Origin of the sequence: Leptothoe sp. PORK10 BA2, from assembly GCF_034932105.1 — a bacterium.
Lineage (GTDB): Bacteria > Cyanobacteriota > Cyanobacteriia > Phormidesmidales > Phormidesmidaceae > Leptothoe.
Genome location: NZ_JAYGIG010000110.1, coordinates 1 through 3,472, shown reverse-complemented (window position 1 = coordinate 3,472; position 3,472 = coordinate 1). Strand labels below are relative to the sequence as shown.

Here is a 3,472-nt window from a genome sequence, read left to right as displayed (position 1 = left end):
CGACGACGACGCTATGGGCTGCGATTCAATTTGATAGCGGCACTCTACAATTATGAACTCAACCTTGCCGAAGACTGGCAGCAAAATACAGCAATTTAGCACATAATCATTTTTGCAAGAGGTCTATGGAACTAATTCATAAGGCTTGGCGGAGATAGGCGATGACCGGATTACACTGGATTGTTGTGGCATCGACACAGCTGTTGCGTTGTCCGGCACCCTCGATAGGGACATGGGTGACAGTTGAACGTTAGCTAGCGGTAAATCAGGTAGTTTTTTTAACTCTAGACTCTGATCCTGAATGAGGGGTATCAGAGGTTTTGCGACTTCCTCAATAGGCTGGGCCAGATTGGTTGCAATCTGCCATAGCGTATACGTACCCGTAAGATATTGGTGAGAGATCGGTAAATGTTGATGGTTGACAGGATTCTTTAAAGTAGGCGAAAGTTGAGGACTTGTGCCTGTCATTCCTAGGTGCTGCCATGCCTGCTGCATATCATTAACTTTGTTCAGTATGATATCAATTTCCCATGGGGAAAGGGCGATGGTGCAACACAGGCGAGATACTGGCAGTTCGGCTGGCTGCCACTCGGAAGTCACATAGGTGCATTGACTAAGTTCAAATAGACATTCTTGGATAACTGCACGGAGCAACAGTTTAGCTCGGACCAAGCTCAACTGTTGTTCTTTAAAGCCCTGGTCCAGTAAATAGAGTTGCCAATATTGATGGGTTGAAAGCTGAGCCGCTGCAATGTTTAATTTGAACTTAGGAAAGTTCTGATTGATTGTGTAGTTCCAACGTCGAACACCATGCAGTCCATCTGCAGCATATATGAGCCGCCCTTGGACAAAATGGAGAGTCCAAATTATGTCGTGGCCCTTCAGAATCAAATGCCCTTCAAACTTATTATTTGGCAGCTTCAATAGTTGGTTCAGCTCTTTAATATCCATCTGCTGTAATCATCAAGTAGTTTTCTTTAGAGAGATTTTTCGTTTCCATAGGTGCTCAATGCACCCATGATTTCTCCAGCAGCTTAGTTTGAAGATGTCAACCACAACAGCGTTACGGAAAACATAATTCATCTATGGAAGGGAGACTAGCATGTATGGACTAACACCATAGAGCCGGAGGCATAGTGGTTTAAATATTGAAATAAAGTAGATGATGGCTGGACTGTGATGTTTAGTGGATGAACTCTGTATCGAAAAAGACTCAGTACAGGTGTGATTAATTGACAGTCAATTCAAAGCTTGCGGAATATTATCAGGAAAAGTACTTACTTTTGTTTAAACTTCACTCATGATGTCTTCTATATGAAGACATCATGAAATTAATCCCACTTGATACTGAGGTTCTAGATCTCTCACTGACACTATAGGAAGTAGCCGATCGCTATCTCTAAGTAATTACTATGAAAAGCTTTAGTAATTTCTCCATTTTTGATCGGACCTAGGTGCTTCTTCTTCACTGTTAAACCTCTTTATTTTTCCTATATTATTAGTTTCCAAGAATTTAAGTTGATTTTGTGAAGCAAAACAGGGCTGATTTACGTAGTGATTTTTATACAGCCTTCATTCTAATTGGCGCACGCACTCTAATTTATTGGTTTAATGGTATCAATTTTATTGTCTAGCTAAGAAACGGATTGTAAAAATATTATCAATATATATACTGAAAACATTGCACTCCTGTTAGAACACGTATATTTGTTTCGTGTCTAATGGGGTTAGCTTAATTCTCAGAATGTACGTATACAACGCATCTACTGACCCTCACACGATCTAAAAACACTGTATAGCTTTAGTGATTTTTTATCTGCTGTTTAAATGTTGATTAATTCAACTGTTTAGATTTGTCAGTTTTAAAGGTCAGTTGCTACGTCCTAAGTAACTCTGATCGCTTTATTTAAGTCATGTACTGAAAAAAACTAAATTCAGTTTGTGAGAGTGCTTAAAGCAGCTTTAAACGCTAGCTTTTTTCTTTGAAAATCAGCTTTATTGTTTTTGAAAAGTTTACTCTAGTGGGCTGTCACAACTAAAACTTAGGGTTGCTAATTTATAAAGGTCTCACATAGAGGCATTTTCAAAAAGGTCTTATCCTAAAACTAAGCTGTGACACTGCACTAACTTGTTCTTTCGCTTCATTTTAAAAGGTTAGCCCATATGCCTGTCAACGTCTTAAATCAATTTAAAACGCTCAAAGTACGCCAGCAGTTTTTACTACTAATTTTATTGAGTGCGGCGATTCCCGCCTCAGTTGTCGGTATTTTAGGCACTATTTCGGCCAGCACTGCCCTGTCAGATAAGGCTACGGGTCTAGTTGAGAGGGAAACAGAGGAAAGCGTTCAAGAAATCGATGCTTTTTTAAGTAGCATTGATCAAGATGTTGTGGTTCTAAGTCAAGCTCCATCTGTTCAAGGCATCATCCGAGCACGGGATAACAAGGGTACAGATCCAACGACTGAGTTTTCCTATGATGATTGGATGAGTCAGCTGAAGCTGAATTTTTCAGTCATGCTGCAAGAGAAAGAATTTAATCGGCTTGAGTATATCGATGAAACCGGCAAAACGTTAGTGGTGGTTGAAACTGATGACCACGGTAATAGTGAAGAAGAAGAAGAAGGAGAAGAAGGAGCAAGCAGTGAACTGCCCAATGAAGGTGAGGTAGATGACAATGACGATGAGCTAGAAGGGGAAGAGGCTATTGAAAAGAGTATTAATATTTTGCCCATCGATAAAATCGAGAACCAGGCTGATAGCTCTTATTTTGTTAAGGCAATGGAGCTGTCTCCGGGAGAACTTTATGCCTCGCCCATTACTCTACGCCGGGAAAATGGTGCAATCACAGAACCCTACGAGCCGGTGATTCAATATGCCACACCCGTTGTCAATGAAGCCGGACAAAAGCGCGGCATCATCGTTGCCACCGTCTTTACGAATGAATTTTTAGATGAATTGAATGAGGAAGAGGGGCAGTTTGAGGGAGAGGCGACAACGCTGGTCAATGTGGATGGCTATTATCTGGCTCACCCCGATCCAGAAAAACGGTGGGGATTTGAGTTTGGGAAAGAAACGACCCTAGCTAAGGAGATTTCTGCAGATGTTGCTGAGCAAATACTGAGTGGTGGCACAGATACTATCGAGCTGGACACCTACGTCGTAGCTTATGAAACCCTGAGTTTGGGCCCAGATCCGTCGAGTAATTTGATTGCGGTAACTAAAGTTCCTGTCGAGAAAATTCTTGAACCGGTTAATTTGTTTAAACGGTCAGCTGCGTTGGCGGTTTTAGTGTCCCTTGGCATTGTGCTGCCCCTGGCAATTTTCCGGGGACGACAATTGATTAATCTACGGGCGTAACCGGTGTTCCTCGGCCATCAGTAAAGGGGCTGAAGTATTGTCAGTTGGAGGTTGTAGAGCATCAAGCAGGAAATAGGACTAGAGTTGGAATATGAACGCCAATCTAGTCCCAACA

Annotated in this window: 2 protein-coding genes; one reads left to right on the top strand and one right to left on the bottom strand. The window is 41.7% G+C overall.

The window, feature by feature from the left end; genetic code table 11:
* Positions 1–123: 123 nt before the first annotated feature.
* A complete protein-coding gene (locus VB741_RS14785; RefSeq protein WP_323365951.1) occupies positions 124–951 on the bottom strand; it encodes a hypothetical protein in 828 nt (275 codons plus the stop codon).
* 1,212 nt (positions 952–2,163) lie between these two features.
* Here VB741_RS14785 and VB741_RS14780 point away from each other — a divergent pair.
* Entirely contained in the window at positions 2,164–3,357 is a 1,194-nt protein-coding gene (locus tag VB741_RS14780) for a cache domain-containing protein (protein ID WP_323365950.1), read from the top strand.
* Positions 3,358–3,472 lie beyond the last annotated feature (115 nt).